16 protein-coding genes are annotated in these 18988 nt (G+C 62.5%); 9 read left to right on the top strand and 7 right to left on the bottom strand.

Annotated features, from left to right (window positions below; all coding sequences use genetic code 11):
* Window positions 1-102: 102 nt before the first annotated feature.
* Window positions 103-1365 (top strand): MFS transporter, encoded by a 1263-nt coding sequence (locus SB753_RS15505; RefSeq protein WP_410800593.1) that lies wholly within the window; start codon window positions 103-105, stop codon window positions 1363-1365.
* A gap of 89 nt (window positions 1366-1454) precedes the next feature.
* Here SB753_RS15505 and SB753_RS15500 read toward each other — a convergent pair whose 3' ends face one another.
* The 4 genes from SB753_RS15500 to SB753_RS15485 form a co-directional block, all read right to left on the bottom strand.
* Window positions 1455-1793 (bottom strand): DUF190 domain-containing protein, encoded by a 339-nt coding sequence (locus SB753_RS15500; RefSeq protein ID WP_020068102.1) that lies wholly within the window; start codon window positions 1791-1793, stop codon window positions 1455-1457.
* Window positions 1794-1825: 32 nt separating this feature from the next.
* A complete protein-coding gene (locus SB753_RS15495; protein WP_410800592.1) occupies window positions 1826-2623 on the bottom strand; it encodes a protein-L-isoaspartate(D-aspartate) O-methyltransferase in 798 nt (265 codons plus the stop codon).
* A 171-nt stretch (window positions 2624-2794) separates the two neighbouring features.
* Window positions 2795-3241 carry an SRPBCC family protein gene (locus SB753_RS15490; protein ID WP_027804642.1) on the bottom strand — a complete coding sequence of 149 codons (447 nt, stop codon included), beginning with the start codon at window positions 3239-3241 and terminating at the stop codon, window positions 2795-2797.
* A 188-nt stretch (window positions 3242-3429) separates the two neighbouring features.
* Entirely contained in the window at window positions 3430-3738 is a 309-nt protein-coding gene (locus tag SB753_RS15485; protein WP_020068099.1) for a hypothetical protein, read from the bottom strand.
* 355 nt (window positions 3739-4093) lie between these two features.
* On the opposite strand from SB753_RS15485, the gene SB753_RS15480 reads away from it, so the two are divergent.
* From SB753_RS15480 to SB753_RS15470, 3 genes are read left to right on the top strand one after another with little or no spacing between them, the layout of a single operon-like run.
* Entirely contained in the window at window positions 4094-4315 is a 222-nt protein-coding gene (locus SB753_RS15480; protein ID WP_087753962.1) for a type II toxin-antitoxin system ParD family antitoxin, read from the top strand.
* 14 nt (window positions 4316-4329) lie between these two features.
* Window positions 4330-7470 carry a CheR family methyltransferase gene (locus tag SB753_RS15475; protein ID WP_020068097.1) on the top strand — a complete coding sequence of 1047 codons (3141 nt, stop codon included), beginning with the start codon at window positions 4330-4332 and terminating at the stop codon, window positions 7468-7470.
* A 25-nt stretch (window positions 7471-7495) separates the two neighbouring features.
* Window positions 7496-7867 (top strand): response regulator, encoded by a 372-nt coding sequence (locus SB753_RS15470; protein WP_020068096.1) that lies wholly within the window; start codon window positions 7496-7498, stop codon window positions 7865-7867.
* A gap of 26 nt (window positions 7868-7893) precedes the next feature.
* Here SB753_RS15470 and SB753_RS15465 read toward each other — a convergent pair whose 3' ends face one another.
* Window positions 7894-9000 carry a DMT family transporter gene (locus tag SB753_RS15465; protein ID WP_410801043.1) on the bottom strand — a complete coding sequence of 369 codons (1107 nt, stop codon included), beginning with the start codon at window positions 8998-9000 and terminating at the stop codon, window positions 7894-7896.
* 225 nt (window positions 9001-9225) lie between these two features.
* On the opposite strand from SB753_RS15465, the gene SB753_RS15460 reads away from it, so the two are divergent.
* From SB753_RS15460 to SB753_RS15445, 4 genes are all read left to right on the top strand, one after another.
* On the top strand, window positions 9226-9885 hold the full coding sequence (locus SB753_RS15460; RefSeq protein ID WP_410800589.1) for an FMN-dependent NADH-azoreductase: 660 nt from the start codon (window positions 9226-9228) through the stop codon (window positions 9883-9885).
* A 140-nt stretch (window positions 9886-10025) separates the two neighbouring features.
* The gene (locus SB753_RS15455) at window positions 10026-10943 is read left to right on the top strand and encodes a LysR substrate-binding domain-containing protein (protein WP_410800587.1); all 918 of its coding nucleotides are present in this window, start codon (window positions 10026-10028) and stop codon (window positions 10941-10943) included.
* 94 nt (window positions 10944-11037) lie between these two features.
* Window positions 11038-11433 (top strand): DUF6232 family protein, encoded by a 396-nt coding sequence (locus SB753_RS15450; RefSeq protein WP_410800585.1) that lies wholly within the window; start codon window positions 11038-11040, stop codon window positions 11431-11433.
* Window positions 11434-11827: 394 nt separating this feature from the next.
* Window positions 11828-12919, top strand: a complete 1092-nt coding sequence (locus SB753_RS15445; protein WP_410800583.1) for a hypothetical protein — start codon at window positions 11828-11830, stop codon at window positions 12917-12919.
* Between the two features lie 102 nt (window positions 12920-13021).
* Here SB753_RS15445 and SB753_RS15440 read toward each other — a convergent pair whose 3' ends face one another.
* Complete coding sequence (locus tag SB753_RS15440; protein WP_410800582.1) at window positions 13022-15475, bottom strand: glycogen/starch/alpha-glucan phosphorylase; 2454 nt, start codon at window positions 15473-15475, stop codon at window positions 13022-13024.
* Between the two features lie 781 nt (window positions 15476-16256).
* On the opposite strand from SB753_RS15440, the gene SB753_RS15435 reads away from it, so the two are divergent.
* Window positions 16257-17624: an MFS transporter gene (locus SB753_RS15435; RefSeq protein ID WP_087754000.1), complete on the top strand. Its 1368-nt coding sequence runs from the start codon at window positions 16257-16259 to the stop codon at window positions 17622-17624.
* A gap of 174 nt (window positions 17625-17798) precedes the next feature.
* Here the strand turns inward: SB753_RS15435 and ltaE are convergent, their stop codons facing one another.
* Window positions 17799-18806, bottom strand: a complete 1008-nt coding sequence (gene ltaE / locus SB753_RS15430) for a low-specificity L-threonine aldolase (RefSeq protein ID WP_410801041.1) — start codon at window positions 18804-18806, stop codon at window positions 17799-17801.
* Window positions 18807-18988 lie beyond the last annotated feature (182 nt).

Here is an 18988-nt window from a genome sequence, read left to right as displayed (position 1 = left end):
TCGGCGGCAGAATATCTTCCGGGTGCCGTGGATTCTCGCACGATGCGATGCAATCTAGACTGACTGGACTCACACAGGTCGGATCATCGCGCAGAGGACGACATGAACCAGACAGCCAGCTCCCCATTCTCTACCGGACTGCAGTCCGCGCGGCCAGGTTATGCCGAACGCAACGAAAACTACTGGCGGCGCAATCTGGTTGTCTGCGTGTTCGGATCGTTCACCACGCTCGTGAGCTTGAGCATGTTGCTGCCGTTCCTGCCGCTGTATGTGCAGCAACTCGGCGTGTCATCGCAGTCGGCAATCATCGAATGGTCGGGCATCGCGTTCGGCGCGACGTTCCTCGGAACCGCCGTTACCGCGCCGCTGTGGGGGCGGCTTGCCGACCGCTACGGCCGTAAGCCCATGCTGGTCCGCGCGGCTGTAGGCATGGCCGTGGTCATGTCGCTGATCGGCGTCGCGCATACCGTGCATCAACTGGTCGCGCTGAGGCTGATTGCGGGACTCGTCGGCGGTTATGCGTCCGCGTCTACCGTTATGGTCGGCACTCAGGTGCCGCGCGAGCGCGCTGGCTGGGCGCTCGGCATCTTGTCGACTGGCGCGCTGGCCGGCAGTCTGATCGGCCCTCTAGTCGGCGGCGTGTTGCCGGCGTGGCTCGGCATTCGCGGCACGTTTTTCGCGGGAGGAGCCATGATCGCGGTCGCGGCCCTGCTGACCATTTTCGTCGTCAAGGAAGATTTTCATCCTGCCGACGCCGCCGCGCGCAAAGCGACCAGCGCGGCACCGCCAGCCCGTCGCACGAACTACGCGATCGTCACCGCGCTGCTCGCCACCGCGATGATGGTGCTGCTCGCCAACATGTCGATCGAACCGATCATCACCGTCTACATTGGCGGGCTCGGCATGGCCCCTGGGAACATTACTCGTATCGCCGGTGTGGTCATGGCGTGTTCCGCGCTGGGCAGCATATTGACGGCGGCCCGGCTTGGCGCACTCGCCGACCGTATCGGCAGTTGGAACGTGATTGTCGCGTGCCTGGTCGTGACCGGTATCGCGATGATTCCGCAAGCCTTCGTCACGCAATGGTGGCAACTCGCCGGCTTGCGATTGCTGATGGGTATGAGCCTCGCCGGTCTTCTGCCGGCCATATCAAAGCTTGCAAGGCACTCCGTCGACGAAAGCAAAACCGGTCAGATGCTCGGCTATCTGCAATCCGCGCAATTCAGCGGCCAGGTGATCGGGCCGGTGATCGGCGGGCAGATCGGCGTGTACCTGGGATTGCATTCGGTGTTCTTCGTCACAGGCAGCTTGCTGATTGCCTGCGCCGGTCTCGCGCAATGGGCGCGCAAGCAGCAACACGGCTGAATGCCAACGCGTAGCCGGACGGCTAACATTCGTTTTCGACACGCTCACGAGAGCCGCATTGATCGCTGTGTCGCGATCAATGCGGCTCTTTAATTCGCGACCCCGCCGCTGTTCTCGTCTCCAACTACGCCGAATTCCACGGCTGTCTTCACGTAGAACAGATGCACGCCCTCGGCCCGCAGGCGTTCGAACAATCGGCCGGATTCCTCGGTCGTCACCGCCATCACGATGGACAACGGCTGGTCCGCCAGTTCGAAAAAGTGCGACGAGTGCACCCGACGATGGTGGCCGATACCCTCGCTCGCCGGTATCACGGTCGCGCCGCGCAGGCCGAGTTCGCCGGCCAGATGGACGAGCCAGTCGGCAACCGGCTTGCCGCGATGACGGCGATCGTGCTGTGTGAAAAACGTGATCTGGTAACCGTTCATGTCGATGTCTCCCCGGCGCCGTGCGATACCGTTCAAGCCACTGCGAGCAAGCGATGCCGGCTGGCGTGTGCGCCGGCGCTCATCGGGCATGGACGCCGGTCGTCCGCGCCACCAGTGCCGCCTGTGCCGCCTGTGTCCATGGTCCCGAGTGTGCCGCCCGCATCGCACTGAGCCGCATCCGGTCCGGGCCACGCGTCGGCGCCTACCAGAGGCACGAAACTTACCTCGCCGAGCGAGCTGCTGCGATAGTCGTCTTCGCCGCGGCGAACCAGTTTGACGAGCCGTTGATAATGCAGCTCACGGCCAACCGGCATGACGATCCGGCCGCCGATAGCCAACTGGTTGCGCCATGCAGCGGGAATATGCGGCCCCCCCGCCGCCGCAATGATCGCGTCGTACGGCGCGTGTTCCGCGAGGCCTGTCGTGGCGTCGCCAAGATGAACGGTGACGTTGGATATATTCAGCCGCGCGAGGATGTCGCGGGCCGTGGCAACGAGTTCCGCGTGTCGCTCGACCGAATAAACATGCGCGGCAATGGCCGCCGCGACGGCAGCCGCATAGCCGGAACCGGTGCCCACGTCGAGCACGATGTCGCCGGGCTGGAGTTCCGCGGCCTCGATCATCGTGGCGACAATGGCTGGCTGGGAAATGGTCTGCTCGTTGCCGATGGGCAGGGGTCTGTCTTCGTACGCCAGATCCCGAACATAATCGGGCACGAAAGCCTCGCGCGGTACAACGCGCATTGCGGCCAACACCTGCGGATCGCGAATGCCGCGCCGGACGATCTGCCGCTCGACCATCCGCTCGCGCGCCTCGTTGAAATTGGTCATCGCCACCTCCCGTCGTGAGCCGGCGCCCGCCTGGTCGTATGCCGCGTTGCAGCAGATCGCCGCTTTGCAGCACGTCGTCCGCATGCAACGAACGACACGTTACAAGCGGATGCGGGACCTGTATTCAGTCTACGCGCAGATGGCGCCGGACAAAATCGGTGGTGTCGCTGGTCAGTCGGCGATCTCGGGTTCGACCAGTTTCGCGAGTTGCATCAACGATTCCTGCCAGCCGAGGTAGCACATTTCAACGGGAATGACCTCGGGCACGCCTTCTTGCAGAATCGAGACCTCGGTCCCGCACGACACCCGGCGGAATGTGATCGTCGCGGACATCTTGCCCGGCAGGTTGGGGTCGTCGAAGTGATCCGTGTAGCGGATTTTCTCGGACGGCACGAGTTCGAGATACTCGCCGCCAAACGAGTGGCTATTGCCGCTGCCGAAATTGCGGAACGACATCTTATAGGTACCGCCCACGCGCCCTTCGTAATGGTGGACCTGACAAGTAAAGCCATACGGAGGCAGCCATTTCGCCAGCGCGTCCGGTTCGAGGAACGCGCGATAGACCCGTTCCGCAGGCGCGCGCAATACACGGTGGAGTCGGATGGTTCCAGTAGTCATGGTCAGCCTTTCAGTTGAGAAGTTGGACACACCGATACGACGATCCGACTACTGGGAAATCGATATGACTCGATAAAGAACATGCAGCGGGCCCGCTGCAAGCCTGGCGCGCGCAACCAATCGTCGGACCATCGGCCGAGGTGGTGAATTGCGGTAGCAGACGAAGTGCAGTAAAAGCCGACCGCGCGCTAGATGCGCGGCAGGTCGTCAATGCATTTTTCGATGTGGCCGTCCGGAACGTCGGTGTCGATCCCGTCGTGCCCGCTGGTATGCGCGACGGCGACGATTTTCGGCCCGAGAAAGCGCGTGCCGCCGAGCGTAAAGAGAGACCAGACGGCGTCGCCGCGACGGATAGCGGCCACGACCTGAGGCACCTCGACGATCGAAGTGGGAGACAGCCAGCTACGTGTTGCCGGATCGACAGCCGCCCAGCGCACGTGCGTGATGCGGTCGGTCGAAGGGTCGATACGCACAGCGTCGATACCGAAAGTAGCCATGACATTTACCCCCACGCACACAGGCGAAGATCATCGCACCATCATCGTCCAACGCGTTGACCGACGCAAGCGGCAGCGCGCCGACCTCCCCGTACGCCGGATATCGACGTAACACCCGCAAGCCGTCGGATTTGCGCCCGTCTGCAGACAGGTAAGCAGCACTCGCCGGTTCAGGCCGGTTCAGGCCGGTTCAGGCCATATCCGGCTGCCCGGCTATCCTTCCGGCGCAGCGGGAACGGTCGTTGCGTGACCAACTGCATGACCGATCCCAAGGCGGCTCCCTAAGCAGCAAATGCGCCGGTCGTGGCATCGAAAGGGTAAGATTGAGTGATCCCACCAGTCACGAAAGGCTCACGTGCTCAGCAAGCATGCATCCAATGTCAGCTTGGCGGAGCATCTGGCTTCGTTCGTACGGAAAGAAATCAATAAAGGCCGCTACGGCACCGTCAGTGAAGTCGTGGGTGTCGGTTTGTGCTTGCTGAACGAGGACGTTGCACGTCGTGCAGTGTCCGGCAGCGGCAACGGCGCGGTGCGCACAACGCATATCGAGCGCACGCACGGCCGTAGCGAGGCATGAACCAAGGAGAAACAATGGCGCCAGCCACCGACTTCCCCATTGTCGGCGTGGGAGCCTCTGCTGGCGCAGTAGAGGCCCTGGAAGGCTTTTTTCGCGGACTGCCTCAAAAGCCGGGTCTCGCCTGCGTGATCGTCACGCACCTGAGCCCGGACCGCGAAAGCATGCTGCCTGAGATCGTGGCGCGCTTTACCGATATGCCGGTGCACGCCATCACCGACGGCATGCGAATCCAGACCGACAACGTCTATCTGCTGCCTAGCGATGCTGTCGTGAGCGTGGCAAATCGAACGCTTCATGTTCAGGAACAGGACAGGAGCCGGCGTGAGCGCAAACCCATCGACATTTTCCTGAGCACGCTTGCTGCCGACGTCGGCGAACTCTCTGCCGGCGTGATCCTTTCCGGCGCTGACACAGACGGCACACTGGGGATCAAGGCGATCAAGGAACGCGGCGGACTTACCCTTGCCCAGGCTAGCGACGGCTACGGCCCGCACCATGCGGACATGCCCAGAAGCGCTATCGCGACAGGCCTTGTCGATTTCGCGGTGCCTGCCGAACAAATGGGCGGCAAGCTCGTCAACTTCGCAGCGGGTGCCTTCATGCTCGACGGGCTCGATACGCTCGACGAACGCGCTGCAGGCCCGTCCGGCGAAGGCGACGCCAGCGACTTCAACGAGGCCCGCAACGCGATCTACGCGATCCTGCGTAATCAGGTGGGGCACGACTTCAGCGGCTATAAGATCAAGACGTTCTTGCGCCGCGTACAGCGGCGCATGCAGGTGCTCGAAATCGAGACTCCGGACGCCTATGTCGCGCGACTCACCGCGGACCCGGAAGAAGTCGCGGCGCTTTTTCGCGACCTGCTGATCAACGTCACCAGTTTCTTCCGCGATGCCCCGGCTTTCGAGACACTTGCCGACACGGTGCTTCCAAAGTTGCTCGACGGACGCGGCGCCGAGGATACCGTGCGCGTGTGGGTGCCAGGCTGTGCGACCGGCGAGGAAGTCTATTCGATCGCCATGCTTCTGCGCGAGCAGATGGAGGGCCGTACCGCCGCGCCGCAAGTGCAGATTTTCGCGACCGACATTGACGACGGCGCGCTCGGCGTCGCGCGCGCGGCACGCTATCCGCTCCCGCTGCTCGAAGGTGTCTCTGAAGAGCGGCGGCGGCGCTTCTTCGTTGAAGACGGCAGCAGCTACGTGCTTTCAAAGGAAGTGCGGGACATGTGTATATTCTCGCCGCATAGCGTGATTCGCGACCCGCCTTTTTCGCGCATCGATCTGGTCTCGTGCCGCAATCTGCTGATTTACTTCGGCAGTGAAATCCAGAACCAGGTGATCCCGACGTTTCACTACGCGTTGCGTCCGGACGGTTATCTGTTTCTGGGCACGTCGGAAAACGTCAGCCAGTTCGACGAACTCTTTACGCCCGTCGACAAGAAGCACCGGATTTTCCGGCGCAGGGCCGACGTCGCGCCGCAACTTCGTTTGCCCCTCACCATATCGGCGCTGAGGATCGGGCAGATTGCTTCACTCACGCCCACGCGTCCTTCGCTAGGCAGCGCGGGGCTCCGGCACGTGGTGGACAACCACATGCTCGAGCGGTTCACCCCGCCGCACGTGCTGGTCACGCGCGAGGGCGACGTCGTGTATTACTCGGGCCGCACGGGCAAGTACCTGGAGCCGGCCCCCGGCGTGCCGACGCGGCAACTGTTCGCCTTGGCGCGCAAGGGACTGAGCCTCGATCTGCGTTCGGTGTTCCGCGAAGCTGTCGAGTCGGGCCGCACGGTGACGCGCGCAGGCGTGGTGGTCGAGGGCGAAGGCGGCCGCGTGCAGATCATCAGCCTGACCGTTGAACCGCTGAGCGAGCAGGTGCACGGCGAGCACATGTATATCGTTGTCTTCGAGGACCAGGGCCCAGGGCTCGCGCGCGAGGAGGCGCTTGCGCGCGCTCAGTCGATGCATGACGGCACGGCCGTGCAGTTCGAAAAAGAGTTGCGCGACACGCGCGAACGCCTGCAATCGATGATCGAAGAGTATGAAACGGCGCTGGAGGAACTCAAATCGTCGAACGAGGAACTCGTATCGGTCAACGAGGAACTGCAGTCGTCGAACGAAGAGCTGGAGGCGTCGAAGGAAGAACTGGTTTCGCTCAACGAGGAGCTGCACACCGTCAATCTCGAACTGAACGGCAAGATCGACGCGCTCGACCGCTCCAACAGCGACCTGCAAAACCTGTTCGAGAGCACCTCGGTTGCGACCGTTTTTCTCGACCGCAATCTGGTCATTCGCTCGTTTACGCCGGCAATGGGCGGCATCTTTCATATTCGCCCCATTGACCGCGGGCGTCCTATCACGGAACTCGTCAGCCATCTCGATCTGCCCGGACTGGAACTCGATATCGAAGCTGTCTTCACTACGAACCAGCCGAGGGAGCGCCAGGTCAGCGGGAAAGACGGCCTTTCGCATTTTCTCGTGCGCCTCGCCCCCTATCGCAACGGCGACCGGCAAACCGACGGTGTGGTTATCGCCTTCGTCGAGATAACGGGCATGGTGCACGCGGAAGAACGTCAGGAGGTTCTGATTGCGGAGCTGCAGCACCGCACGCGTAATCTGCTGGCGGTCATCCAGTCAATCGCGCAACAAACGCTCGCAGGCGATTCGTCACTCGACACGTTCACGAGCCGCCTTGCGGCGCTTGGGCGTCTACAGGGGCTAATCGGCGACGCAAACGGTAATCTGATCGATCTGCGGGAGATCGTGCGCCTCGAACTGGATGCGCTCGGTGTGGCCGACAGCGAGCGCATCGAACTGCGCGGGCCCGTCGTGCCGCTGGGTTTTCGGAACGTGCAGACAATTGCACTGGTGCTGCACGAACTGGCGACGAACGCGGTGAAGTACGGCGCACTCAAGGACAAAGAGGCGCGGCTCGCGGTGCGCTGGCGCGTCGAAACGGAACTGCCGGGCGCTGCGTCGCTGGTGTTCGACTGGATCGAAAGCGGCTTGCGTGTCGCTCCGGACAGCACGCGGACCGGCTTCGGCCGGCAATTGATCGAAAAGGCGCTGCAGTTCACTCTCGGCGCAAAGACGGCGCTCCTGTTCAATGCGGACGGCGTCTCGTGTCATATCGAAATACCGATGCCTGCGGTTCATTAGCGGCAGCGGTCAAAAGGGGTTGAACATGGGGTTCGCAAACGTGCTCACAGGTCAAAGGATCATGGTAGTCGAAGACGACTATCTGGTCGCGCTTGCGCTCTCCACCGTGCTGGAAGGCGCTGGAGCAAGCGTTGTCGGACCGATTTCGGGAGCGCGCGAAGCTGTCACGTTGGTCGAGGAAGGCAACGAACACATCGACGCGGCGATTCTCGACGTCGATCTGAATGGTGAACCGTCCTATCCGGTGGCGGACGCGCTCGCATCGAGACATATACGGTTCGTTTTCGCAACGGGCTATGGAATCGACGCGGTGGATGCACGCTATCGTCACTACCCGCGCTGTCAGAAACCGTTCGATCATCACGCACTTTTCAAGGCGCTAAGCGCAAGCGGATGACAGCCCTCGCCTGTCGCGGCCGGGCGCTAATGGCGGTGGCGGTGATGAATATCGGGAAAATGCGCATGCGAATGCGTGACCGGCAGATGGACGTGCGGGTGAGTATGCGGCTCGTCGCCGGAATAAGGAAAGTCGTGCTCGTGTCGATGGTGTTCGTCATGACGATGCCGGTGCGTGTGTTCGAGTCGCTCATGACTATGTCGATGCTCGTGCCTTTCCCGCACGTGGAGCCAGATTCCGAGCGCCATCAGAAGAGCGGCGGCTGAGAAAGACGGATCGGGCAGCGCAGGCCAGATGACGAGTGACAGCATCACGCCGAACAGCGGTGCGACCGAAAAGTAAGCGCCGGTACGCGCCGTACCGAGATGGCGCAGAGCGACGACGAACAATACGAGGCTAACGCCATAGCCGGCTAACCCGGTCAGCATGGCCGCCGCCACGGTTCCAGCAGATGGAAGCGAAGCGCCGGCGGCGATCGCAATCGCGAGATTCACCGGACCGGCCACGAGGCCCTTGACGCACGCAATCACCATTGCGTCGTTTGCAGCGACCTTACGCGTGAGATTGTTGTCGATGGCCCAGCACAGACATGCGCCGACAATCAGCAGTGCCCCGACGGGTACGCGCGTCGATCCGGGATGCCACGACAGAATCATGCCCCCCGCGACGATCGCCACCATGCCGAGGAAGACCTGAACGTCGACATTCTCGCGGAAAATCGCCCAGGCAATTACGGCGGTCAATACGCCTTCGAGATTCAATAACAACGAACTCGTGGCCGCCGGCGTGCTCGATAGTCCCATCATCAGCAGCGCCGGACCCGCGACGCCGCCCGTAGCAATTGCCCCAAGAAGCCAAGGCAGTTCGCCTTTATTGATGCGATGGCCGGTGCTGGGTCGCGAGCCCGGCGACGTCAGTGAACGCCACGCGATACCCAGGCCGAGCCCGACTCCACTGCCCAGATAGAACAGTCCCGCCAGCATGAACGGATCGACTGATCCGAGCAACGCTTTGGCCAACGGCGTGGCGGCGCCGAATAGCGCAGCGGCGATGAGAGCGACGCATATCGCGCCTTGTCCGGATTTCACGATCTGACCTTTGAATCGTTGCGAAGCGCTGAAGGGTTCGCACATATCGAGCTGTTGCGAAAGCACCTGCATTCAGTGCGCCTCGTGCGGCTCGTGCCTCCGATTATGCTGCGCTTTTCTGTGCGCAGCCAGGAGCGGGTACTTGCCCGCCGCTTCGAGTTGAGTTTTTCTCAAGCTCACAAGAAAATCGTCAATTTCACGAAGCGCAGCCGCGTGGCTAAATCGACGTTCCCGTTGTTTCGTCTCATCATGCCAAGGAACGCACACGCGATGACTACTCTCCTTCACATCACCGCCAGCGCGCGCAGTAGCCGTTCGCTCAGCCGCAAGCTGTCCGGCGCCTTCGTCGACGCATGGCAGGAAATCGAGCCCGCAACCCGAATCATTACCCGCGACGTGGGAGCCAATCCACCGCCGGCCATTTCCGAGGACTGGATCGCTGCCGTTTTCACGCCTGCGGAGAACCTCACGCCGGCGCAGCGCGAAGCATTGCGGCTGTCCGACGAACTGATCGACGAACTCGACCGCGCGGATCTGATCGTGATCGGCACGCCGATGTACAACTATGGAATGCCAGCGGCATTGAAGTCATGGTTCGACATGGTCATTCGAATCGGCAAGACGTTCACGTTCGATCTTGCACGCGGAGACTTTCCGCTTGAGCCAGTCATGCGCGGCAAAAAGCTCGTCATTCTGAGTTCGCACGGCGAATTTGGATTCGGCCCGGGCGGCGTGCGCGAGAAGATGAATCACCTCGAAACACACATTCTGACCTGCGCGAATTATCTTGGCGTCGAAGAAAGTCACGCCATCAGCATCAGCTACCAGGAGTTCGGCGACGAACGACACGAAGCATCGGTCGCGGATGCTTTCGCTGCGGTGCCGGTACTGGTGAGCCGACTCGCAACATGTCACAGCATCAACGGGTGATTGATTGATCACACCAGCACTATCAATGGCGCTGAAGGCGTTTCTGGACGAAAGCGTCGCGACGAGTGACAAGGGCGCACGGTTGCTTTCGGTAAAATGCATTCACCGTAACCGGCCGGCCTTCGTGAAGGTATCTCGCCATGCGCAAGTTGCCACCGCTCAATTCAATCCGCGCATTCGAGGCTGCCGCCCGGCATCAGAGTTTTACCGAGGCCGCCGCTGAGCTGTCCGTGACTATCACGGCGGTGAGCCACCAGGTCCGGCAACTCGAGGCGCGCATCGGCCACAAACTGTTCGAGAGAACGGGCGGTGCGGTCACGCTTACGCCGGTGGGCAAAACGATCTATCCGCTCGTGAGAGATGGCTTCGACCAGATCGCTCAGGCGTTCGAGGCGGTCAATTCCCGCGTCGACGAAGATTCGATCCGGATCTCGGCCACCCGTGCATTCGCGCAGCGCTGGCTGATGCCCAGGCTGGCGCGGTTCAATGCGATTCACCCGGACGTCACGGTGCATATCCATGGCTCCGAGAAATCCGTCGATCTGCGCGCGGACCATATCGACCTGGCGATCCGCTATGGTCCCGTCGGCGCCGGCGAGCAGAGTTCCGTGATCCTGGAGGACTGCTATTTCGCGGTCGCGGATCGCGGCATTTGCCCCGAAGATCGTCCGCCGGTCATCAAAGACTTCCGCAAACTTCCGTTTCTCGCGTACAGGTGGGAAAACGGCGCGCTGAACGCCCCGGACTGGTCCGCGTGGCTTGCGCTCGTCGAGCACGACCAGACTGTGGAGTCGCGCATTTCCTGGTACAGCGACGAGATGCTAGCGCTCTACGCGGCGGAATGTGGCCTGGGTCCGTTGATGTGCAGCAGCGTGCTAATCGACGAAGAATTGCGCACCGGGCGCCTGCGCCGCATCGAAGGCCCGTCGCTGCCGGGGTTCTCATATCGACTCGTGCAAACGGCGTCGACGCGTCCTAAAAAAGGACTTCGCCTTTTCACGAAATGGCTTTGCGAAGAAGCACAGCTGTTTCGGGACAGGTCCGCCGCGACCCGCTAGTCGATCCGCTGCCGGGCGGTGAAAGAACCGATTTCCGTTGGAACTTTGAAGTCTGGTACCCTGCGCCCTTTGCAACAGCTTGCATTCAATCTCGATGGAAAACCCATTCAACGATCGCGGCGTGTCTGTCACGCGCAACGCGCTCTCATCCGCTGGCCAGGTCTTTCCGCTGCGCGACATCGTCAGCGTGCAGGTCGTCACCGTGGAGAAGAACAAGATATTGCCCGTCACCATTTCGCTGCTGGGGCTCGTCGGCGGGATTGTTGGCGGCGTACTGCACGCGCCGGTGGGCATCGTGTGTGGCGTGATGCTGGTGGTTGTCGGCTGGCTCACCTGGGTGACGCAGGACATCACGCATCGTCTGATGGTGCAAACGGCCAACGGCGAACGCGAGGCGCTTTCGAGCGTCGATCGTGAGTTCGTCGAGCGCGTCGGCGCGGCCGTGAACGAAGCTAAAGGCACAGCTGCGTCTGCGGCGCAGAAAGCCTGAGCAAGTCAAAGCGGGGCCCGCGCCCGCGGGCCCGAGCAACCGCCGCCGGCAGTGCTCACAGCGCGGTATATCCATCGACGTCAAGAGACCCGCTGCTGCGCGTCGCTCCACGCTTCAGGTCTTCACACATCTTTGCAAGTGCGCGTTGGTGCGCAGGTAGAGTCGCCGCTTCTGTTATCGCGCGTTCCCTGGCGCAGGCCTCGCGTTGCCGCACGAGCTGCATGTGCTGCGGCATCGGGGCACTCCGCTCGCACTGCTAGCAACCAGTAAGAGCCGGTGGCTTTGCTGGTGCGTTTTGCTAGCGTTTTGCTAGCGCCTTGCCGGTGCATCTCTTTCCGTAAAGCGGTCGTATGCATCGCCTTCGCCAGGGACCGCGCTTTTGCGAGCGTGCCCCATGTCCCTGCCTATTGTCGATGCCGCGTGCCGGCATCTGCACCGTCACTTTTCCCGTTTCACCGCTGCTATGCTGGTCTCCGCTGGCGCGCTATCGACGTTGAGCGGCTGCTCGGTCACTTTCCCGACGCCCACGCCGCCGGCTCCCGCTGTCTCGCTGATCAACGGCGGCAAAGACGGCGTGCTGATTCCTCTCCATGTGGAACGCGCCGACGAGGATCACGCGCGCCTCGGCCTGCCGGTCGAACTGGACGGCAAACCCGTCTACGTCGCGCTCGATACGGGCACGCAAGGTGTGCGTGTATTGAAATCGGTGCTGCCGGGTTCCGACTATGCGAGCGCCGCGCCAGCCAGCACGTTGCTGCTCGCGAACGGCGCGCAGGTTTCGGGCATGGCCGTGAAATTGCCGCTGAGCGTCGCCGGATCGAAGGCCGTAGAGATCGGCGCGCAAGCGGTCGACACCGTCAGTTGCCAGGCCACCTCGAGACATTGCGTTGCGATGGACGGCTACAGCGGCGAATTCGGCTGGGCCTTCTCGGGACTTTTCGGCGTGGGCGCAGCGCAACCGGGCGACGCCTGTTGCACACAGCCGCTGCGCGCATTAGCCGGCCACATTGGCGAGCGGTATCTCGTGCACTCGAACTTCGCGAAGCCGTATCTGCTATTGAGCCCGTCGAGCGCAATCACGAAGGACTACACGATCGTGCCGATGACCGTATCGAACGACGGCACGATGCAATGGCCGCGAGGCTGCATCAATGTCGGCGACAAGATGACGTTCTGCGCGCCGCTCGTGTTCGCCACGGCCACCACCGGCATGATCCGCATTGAAACGGATACCGCGCCGAACTGGACCGGCGACGACAGCGTGGGCAAAGTGCTGATACAGGGTAACTACAACACAGCGGTTGGCTCGGGCAACTGGGTGCACCGCTACGAAGACGCGCAAGTGACCATCGTCAAGGCGCAACCGGGCGAGAACCGCATCGTGATCGGTCTGATGGGCATGCAGAATATCGACGTGCTGTTCGATTTTCCGCGTGCTCAATTGGGTCTCTACGCGAATCGGGCAGTTGAAAACCTCACGCCGTAACATAGCTTCAACAAGAAAAGGCCGCGCGTCGTTTAACTGACGCGCGGCCTTTTTTTCGCCGCTGCGGAAGTCACGCGATCCGCAGCGGAGCAACGCAAACGCTCAGCCCAGATTAAGCGGATCGACGCGCCAGATCTCGCGTGCGTATTCGCTGATGGTTCGATCCGACGAAAACTGCCCCATGCCCGCCACGTTCTCGATCGCGCTCTCGGTCCACGCGCGTTTGTCGACGAAACGCGCGTCCACTTCACTCTGCGCCTTCGCAAACGCGGCGAAATCGGCAAGCACCATGTAGTGATCGCCCCAGTCCACCAGCGTGTGGAAAATATCGGAGAAGCGCAACGGATCGTCGGGCGAGAAATAACCGCTGCGGATCTGGTCGAGGGCCATGCGGAGTTCGGCGTTCTCCTCGTACACTTGCCGCGGCCGGTAGCCGCTTGCACGCAGGTCGTCCACTTCGTCCGCCGTGTGACCGAAGATGAAGATGTTCTCGCGGCCCACGGCGTCGCAGATTTCGATGTTCGCGCCGTCCATCGTACCAATCGTCAACGCACCGTTGAGCGCGAGCTTCATATTGCCGGTGCCCGACGCTTCAGTGCCTGCCATCGAAATCTGTTCGGACAGATCGGCGGCGGGAATGATCAGTTCCGCCACGCTCACGCCATAGTTGGGCACGAACACCACTTTGAGGCGGTCGCCGATCAGCGGATCGTGATTGACCTTCTGACTCACGTCGCCGATCAGTTTGATGATCGTCTTCGCCATCCGGTAAGCGGATGCCGCCTTGCCGGCGAACATCACGACGCGCGGTATCCAGTTGTGCTCCGGATTCGCGCGAATCTGGTTGTAGCGCACGATCACATGCAACACGTTCAACAGCTGCCGCTTGTATTCGTGAATGCGCTTCACCTGCAGATCGAACAGCGCATCAGGATCGAAATGCAGCTTCGTGTGATGCGCGAGCCGCTGCACGAGGCGCAATTTATTCTGCCGCTTCGCTTCACGGAACGCTTCGACAAAGCCGCTATCGCCGCGCAGCTCGCGTAGCTGCTCGAGCTCGAACAGATTGCTGCGCCAATGCGTGCCGATCCGCTGATCGATCAGCGACGACAGCGACGGGCTCGCCTGCGACAGCCAGCGCCGCGGCGTAATGCCGTTGGTCACATTCGTAAAGCGGTCCGGATAAATGCGCGCGAAGTCGGCGAAGATGTCGCGCGTCATGAGCTGCGAATGCAGCTTCGACACGCCGTTCACCTTGTGGCTCGCGACAATCGCCAGATACGCCATGCGCACCCGCCGCTGACCGTATTCGTCGACGAGAGAAATACGGCGGATCATTTCGGCGTCATGGCCCGAACGCTCGCTGACATGCTTCAGAAAGCCGGCATTGATCTCGAAGATGATCTCCAGATGCCGCGGCAGCAGCCTCGACAGCATCTCGACGTCCCATGTTTCGAGCGCTTCGGGCATCAGCGTGTGGTTCGTGTACGAGAAAATCTGCGTGACGTGTTTCCACGCCTTGTCCCACGGCAGATGATGCACGTCCACGAGCAGACGCATGAGCTCGGGAATCGCGAGCACGGGGTGCGTGTCGTTCAGATGCACCGCGACCTTTTCGGAGAAGCGCCCGAACGTGCTGTGCGTGCGCTGATAGCGGCGGATCAGATCCTGCATGGTCGCCGAGACGAAGAAGTATTCCTGACGCAGCCGCAGTTCGCGACCGGCCGGCGTCGAGTCGTCCGGATAGAGAAGGCGCGACACGTTCTCCGACATGTTCTTCGTGTCCACCGCGTTGCGGTAGTCGCCGCGGTTGAACGCGCCGAGGTCCAGTTCGTCGGTGGCACGCGCGGACCACAGTCTCAGCGTGTTGGTCGCGTCGGTCGCGTAGCCGGGAATCACCGTGTCGTATGCCGTTGCGTTCACATGCTCGGTGTCGATCCATTCGACCTGATCGCCGCGCTGCACGGTGCGGCCGCCGAAATGCACGGTGTACTTGATCTCGGGCCGCGGAAACTCCCACGGGTTACCCGCGCGCAACCAGTAGTCGGGCGCCTCGACCTGCTCGCCGTTGACGATCTCCTGACGGAACATGCCGTATTCATAACGGATGCCGTAGCCGAAGCCGGGAATGCCGAGCGTCGCCATCGAATCGAGAAAACATGCGGCGAGCCGGCCGAGACCGCCATTGCCGAGCGCGGCGTCGGGCTCTATATCGATGAGCGCGTCCATGTCGACGCCGAGGCTCGCCAACGCCTCCTTCATCTGATCGTGAATGCCCAGCGCGAGCAACGCGTTGGTAAAGGTCCGGCCGATCAGGAACTCCATCGACAGGTAGTAGACGCGCTTCACGTCCTGCTCGTATTGCAGGCGGGTGGTCTTCATCCAGCGTGCGACGAGCCGGTCGCGCACGGCGAGCGCCGCGGCGTGCAGCCAGTCATGCGGATGCGCGGTGACGGCGTCCTTGCCGACGCCGTACATCATGCGATTGGAAATTGAGCGCCGTAGCGCGTCGACGGTACTGTTGAGCTGGTCGAATTCCAGATCGACGGCTGTCATCGAAGCCTCCGGGAAAAAACGCTGCGACATGCGCGAACCGCACAGATGACGGACGGGAGGCGCGTGCCGGTCAGGCGGGTTAAGAATCAGAGTAGGACATTTTACGACTCCCGGATGTCGGCGAGCGCGGGTGCTGATCACGCACATGCCATGCCCGCCTGTCTGCGCGGCCACGAACAGAGCCGGCCACTTTTGCGCACGCGCACGGTGCAAGGCGCGCGTGAAAGGGCACTGCGCGCGTGCATCGGTTGATCGGAGCAGTGATGCCAAAGTGTGAAGGTGTTCGCCGCAAGCGTGACAGGATGCGACGCAAATCACGTGACAGAAGCAATTATTTTTTCGGTTCCTAACGTCCGGACGGCCGAAGAAGCGATTGAGTTTCAAGCTTCATCTGGCTGATGCTGGCGACAAGCGTATCGAGCGTGTGACGGCTAGAGGTGCCGTGCGCAACCTGCGACGGCGTACAACCGGCGACGGCGCGCGTCAACTCGAAGGCGCGCCGCGGGGCTGACAGTTAGTTGCATACACATTCGATTTTCATCCACCTTACAGCGCCCGCGTGCGCTGCAGGAATTCCCGGGCTCTGTAACAATCGCTACATTCGCCGCGCGGCGGCCTTGGGCTTCGCCCAACAAGCCCGCGCCTTGCGTTATGCACAACCTTGCGACTCGCGCGCCGCATGTTCAGATTCGTGCCGCGTCGACACGCACACCCGACGAGCCATGCCTTGTCCGACAAGCTGAGCGCGGCGTCCGCGCCGCCCTTTCCCGCGGATGCTCCCATGTCCGCCGCCAACCGCCGTGCGATGGCGGCGATCATGCTTGCCGTCGCGCTCGCGACGCTCGACACGGCGATCGCCAACACCGCACTGCCCGCGATCGCCGCCGATCTGCACGCGGCGCCCGCTGCATCGGTGTGGATCATCAACGCTTATCAGCTCGCGATGGTCGCGACGCTGCTGCCGCTTGCCGCGCTCGGCGACATCATTGGGCATCGGCGGATTTATATCGGCGGCATTGCGCTGTTTACCATCGCGTCGCTCGCCTGCTCGATGGCGCCGACCCTGCCGATGCTTGCGGGCGCACGCGTGCTGCAAGGCCTGGGTGCGAGCGCGATCATGAGCGTCAATACCGCGCTGATCCGCTTCCTGTATCCGCCGCACCGGCTCGGACGCGGGCTCGGCATGAACGCGCTGATCGTCGGCGTGTCGTTTGCGGTGGGTCCCACGGTCGCGTCGCTGATTCTCTCGGTCGCTTCCTGGCCGTGGCTATTCGCCGTCAATGTGCCGCTCGGCGTGCTGGCGCTGGCTTTTGCATGGCCTGCGCTGCCGCACACGGAGCGCGGCGCACACAACTTCGATCCGCTCGCCGCGCTGCTGAACGTGGTGACGTTCGCCGCACTGATCTTTGCGCTGGGCGAAGCGGCGCAGCGCGCATCGACGCAACTCGTGCTGAGCGCCGCTGCCGTCACGGTGATTTTTGGCCTGCTGCTGATTCGCCGTGAAGCCGGGCACCCGGCGCCCATGCTGCCGGTCGATCTTTTCAAGCGGCCCGTGTTCGCGCTGTCGGCAGTGACCGCCGTGTGCTCGTTCGCCGCGCAAGGCCTGGCGTTCGTCTCGCTGCCCTTTTATTTCGAGGATGTACTGCACCGCAGCCAGGTTGAAACCGGCTTTCTGATGACGCCGTGGCCGGTCGTCGTCGCGTTGGCGGCGCCGCTCGCGGGCAGCTTGTCCGACCGCTATCCGCCCGGCCTGCTCGGCGCAGTCGGACTCGCGGTGATGTCGGCGGGAATGGCCTCGCTTGCGCTACTGCCGGTGCATCCGCACGTGCTCGACATCGGCATTCGCATGGCAATTTGCGGCGCGGGTTTCGGCTTTTTCCAATCGCCGAATCTGAAAGCGCTGATGGCGAGCGCGCCGCCCGAGCGCAGCGGCGGAGCAAGCGGCATCGTCGCGACGGCGCGGCTGCTCGGCCAGACCACCGGCGCGGCGCTGGTCGCGTTGAGCTTCGGGATCGCGGGCCGGCACGGGCCGACGCTCGCGCTCGGCGCGGGCGCCTTCTTCGCGGGCGCGGCGAGTCTGGCGAGCGGATTGCGGCTCCTTGCACCGTCGCATCGTGCGGGCGCGCACGCGAAAGCGTCGGGGAAATGAAAACGGGCGCGCTATTGGACAGCGCGCCCGTTCTCGTCAATTGATTACAGATTGATATCCGCTCGACGGCCAGCGTCAGCACGGCCGGACGGACACCGCGCAATGCCGGTTCGCTGAGGCGATCAATATGTCACGTGACACGTCTTGCTCGATCGCCTCCCGAGCGGCACGCAATCAACGTGCGGCGAAGTACCCCTTCACTGCCGCGATGAACGTGTCGATGTCCTCACGCGACACGTCTTTGTGCGTAACGAACCTCGACGCGTACAACATCTGCGTAAGAATGCCGCGCTCTTTGAGCCAGGCTTCGAGCGGCGCGCAATGCTGCTGCGGAAACTGCGCGAACACCATGTTGGTTGCAACAGACTGCACCTTCACCTGGTCGATGGCTTCAAGACCCGCCGCCAGATGCGCGGCGTTCGCGTGGTCGTCGGCGAGACGCTCGACGTTGTGCTCCAGCGCATACAGGCAGGCCGCCGCCAGCACGCCCGCCTGGCGCATGCCGCCGCCGAGCACCTTGCGCCAGCGGTGGGCCACGTCGATCAGTGCCTGGCTGCCGACCAGAACCGAGCCGACCGGCGCGCCGAGGCCTTTCGAAAAGCAGATCGAAACGGAATCGAACGGCTCGCACAGCGCCGCAACCGGCTTGCCCGACGCAACCGACGCATTAAAGACGCGCGCGCCATCCAGGTGCGCCGTCAAACCGCGTTCGCGAGCAAGTCCGACAGCTTCTGCGACATAACCCTCCGGCAGCACTTTCCCGCCGATCGTGTTTTCCAGCGCCAGCAGACGCGTGCGCGCAAAGTGGTTGTCGATCGGTTTAATCGCGGCCGCGATCTTGTCGAGCGGAATGGAACCGTCTGCGGCATTTTCAAGCGGTTGCGGCTGAATGCTGCCGAGCACCGCCGCACCGCCGCCTTCGTATTTGTACGTGTGGGCCAGCTGCCCGACGATGTATTCGTCGCCGCGCGCGCAGTGCGCCATCAACGCCGCGAGATTGCTTTGCGTGCCGCTCGGGAAGAACAGACCGGCCTCTTTGCCGGTACGTTCGGCAAGCGTCGACTGCAGACGCAGCACGGTCGGGTCGTCGCCCCAGACGTCGTCGCCGACTTCGGCGGCCGACATGGCTGCGAGCATCGCCGGAGTCGGACGGGTTACGGTATCGCTGCGCAAATCGATCATTGTGTGTCCCTGTGCGTCTTTCGTGTGAGAGGCCATGACGGACGGCCGGCTTGCCACGTCCGCGTGCAACGGTCGCAATGGTTGCAACGGCAGCAGCGGCGCCGGCTCGTGAGCCACACAGTGTATTCAATTCACGCGGCGCTCGCATGGCCGCGTGAAAGTCGGTTGAAGCGTGCCTGGCT

This window comes from Paraburkholderia sp. SIMBA_053 (assembly GCF_046534895.1).
GTDB lineage: Bacteria > Pseudomonadota > Gammaproteobacteria > Burkholderiales > Burkholderiaceae > Paraburkholderia > Paraburkholderia caledonica.
The sequence above is the reverse complement of the archived record's forward strand: the minus strand, read 5'-3'. Positions and strand labels throughout refer to the sequence as shown.

Coding starts and splice junctions, on each gene's coding strand:
- SB753_RS15505 (WP_410800593.1), top strand. CDS start 103: ATGAACCAGACAGCCAGCTCCCCATTCTCTACCGGACTGCAGTCCGCG.
- SB753_RS15500 (WP_020068102.1), bottom strand. CDS start 1,793: ATGAACGGTTACCAGATCACGTTTTTCACACAGCACGATCGCCGTCAT.
- SB753_RS15495 (WP_410800592.1), bottom strand. CDS start 2,623: ATGACCAATTTCAACGAGGCGCGCGAGCGGATGGTCGAGCGGCAGATC.
- SB753_RS15490 (WP_027804642.1), bottom strand. CDS start 3,241: ATGACTACTGGAACCATCCGACTCCACCGTGTATTGCGCGCGCCTGCG.
- SB753_RS15485 (WP_020068099.1), bottom strand. CDS start 3,738: ATGGCTACTTTCGGTATCGACGCTGTGCGTATCGACCCTTCGACCGAC.
- SB753_RS15475 (WP_020068097.1), top strand. CDS start 4,330: ATGGCGCCAGCCACCGACTTCCCCATTGTCGGCGTGGGAGCCTCTGCT.
- SB753_RS15470 (WP_020068096.1), top strand. CDS start 7,496: ATGGGGTTCGCAAACGTGCTCACAGGTCAAAGGATCATGGTAGTCGAA.
- SB753_RS15465 (WP_410801043.1), bottom strand. CDS start 9,000: ATGTGCGAACCCTTCAGCGCTTCGCAACGATTCAAAGGTCAGATCGTG.
- SB753_RS15460 (WP_410800589.1), top strand. CDS start 9,226: ATGACTACTCTCCTTCACATCACCGCCAGCGCGCGCAGTAGCCGTTCG.
- SB753_RS15455 (WP_410800587.1), top strand. CDS start 10,026: ATGCGCAAGTTGCCACCGCTCAATTCAATCCGCGCATTCGAGGCTGCC.
- SB753_RS15450 (WP_410800585.1), top strand. CDS start 11,038: ATGGAAAACCCATTCAACGATCGCGGCGTGTCTGTCACGCGCAACGCG.
- SB753_RS15445 (WP_410800583.1), top strand. CDS start 11,828: ATGTCCCTGCCTATTGTCGATGCCGCGTGCCGGCATCTGCACCGTCAC.
- SB753_RS15440 (WP_410800582.1), bottom strand. CDS start 15,475: ATGACAGCCGTCGATCTGGAATTCGACCAGCTCAACAGTACCGTCGAC.
- SB753_RS15435 (WP_087754000.1), top strand. CDS start 16,257: ATGTCCGCCGCCAACCGCCGTGCGATGGCGGCGATCATGCTTGCCGTC.
- ltaE (WP_410801041.1), bottom strand. CDS start 18,806: ATGATCGATTTGCGCAGCGATACCGTAACCCGTCCGACTCCGGCGATG.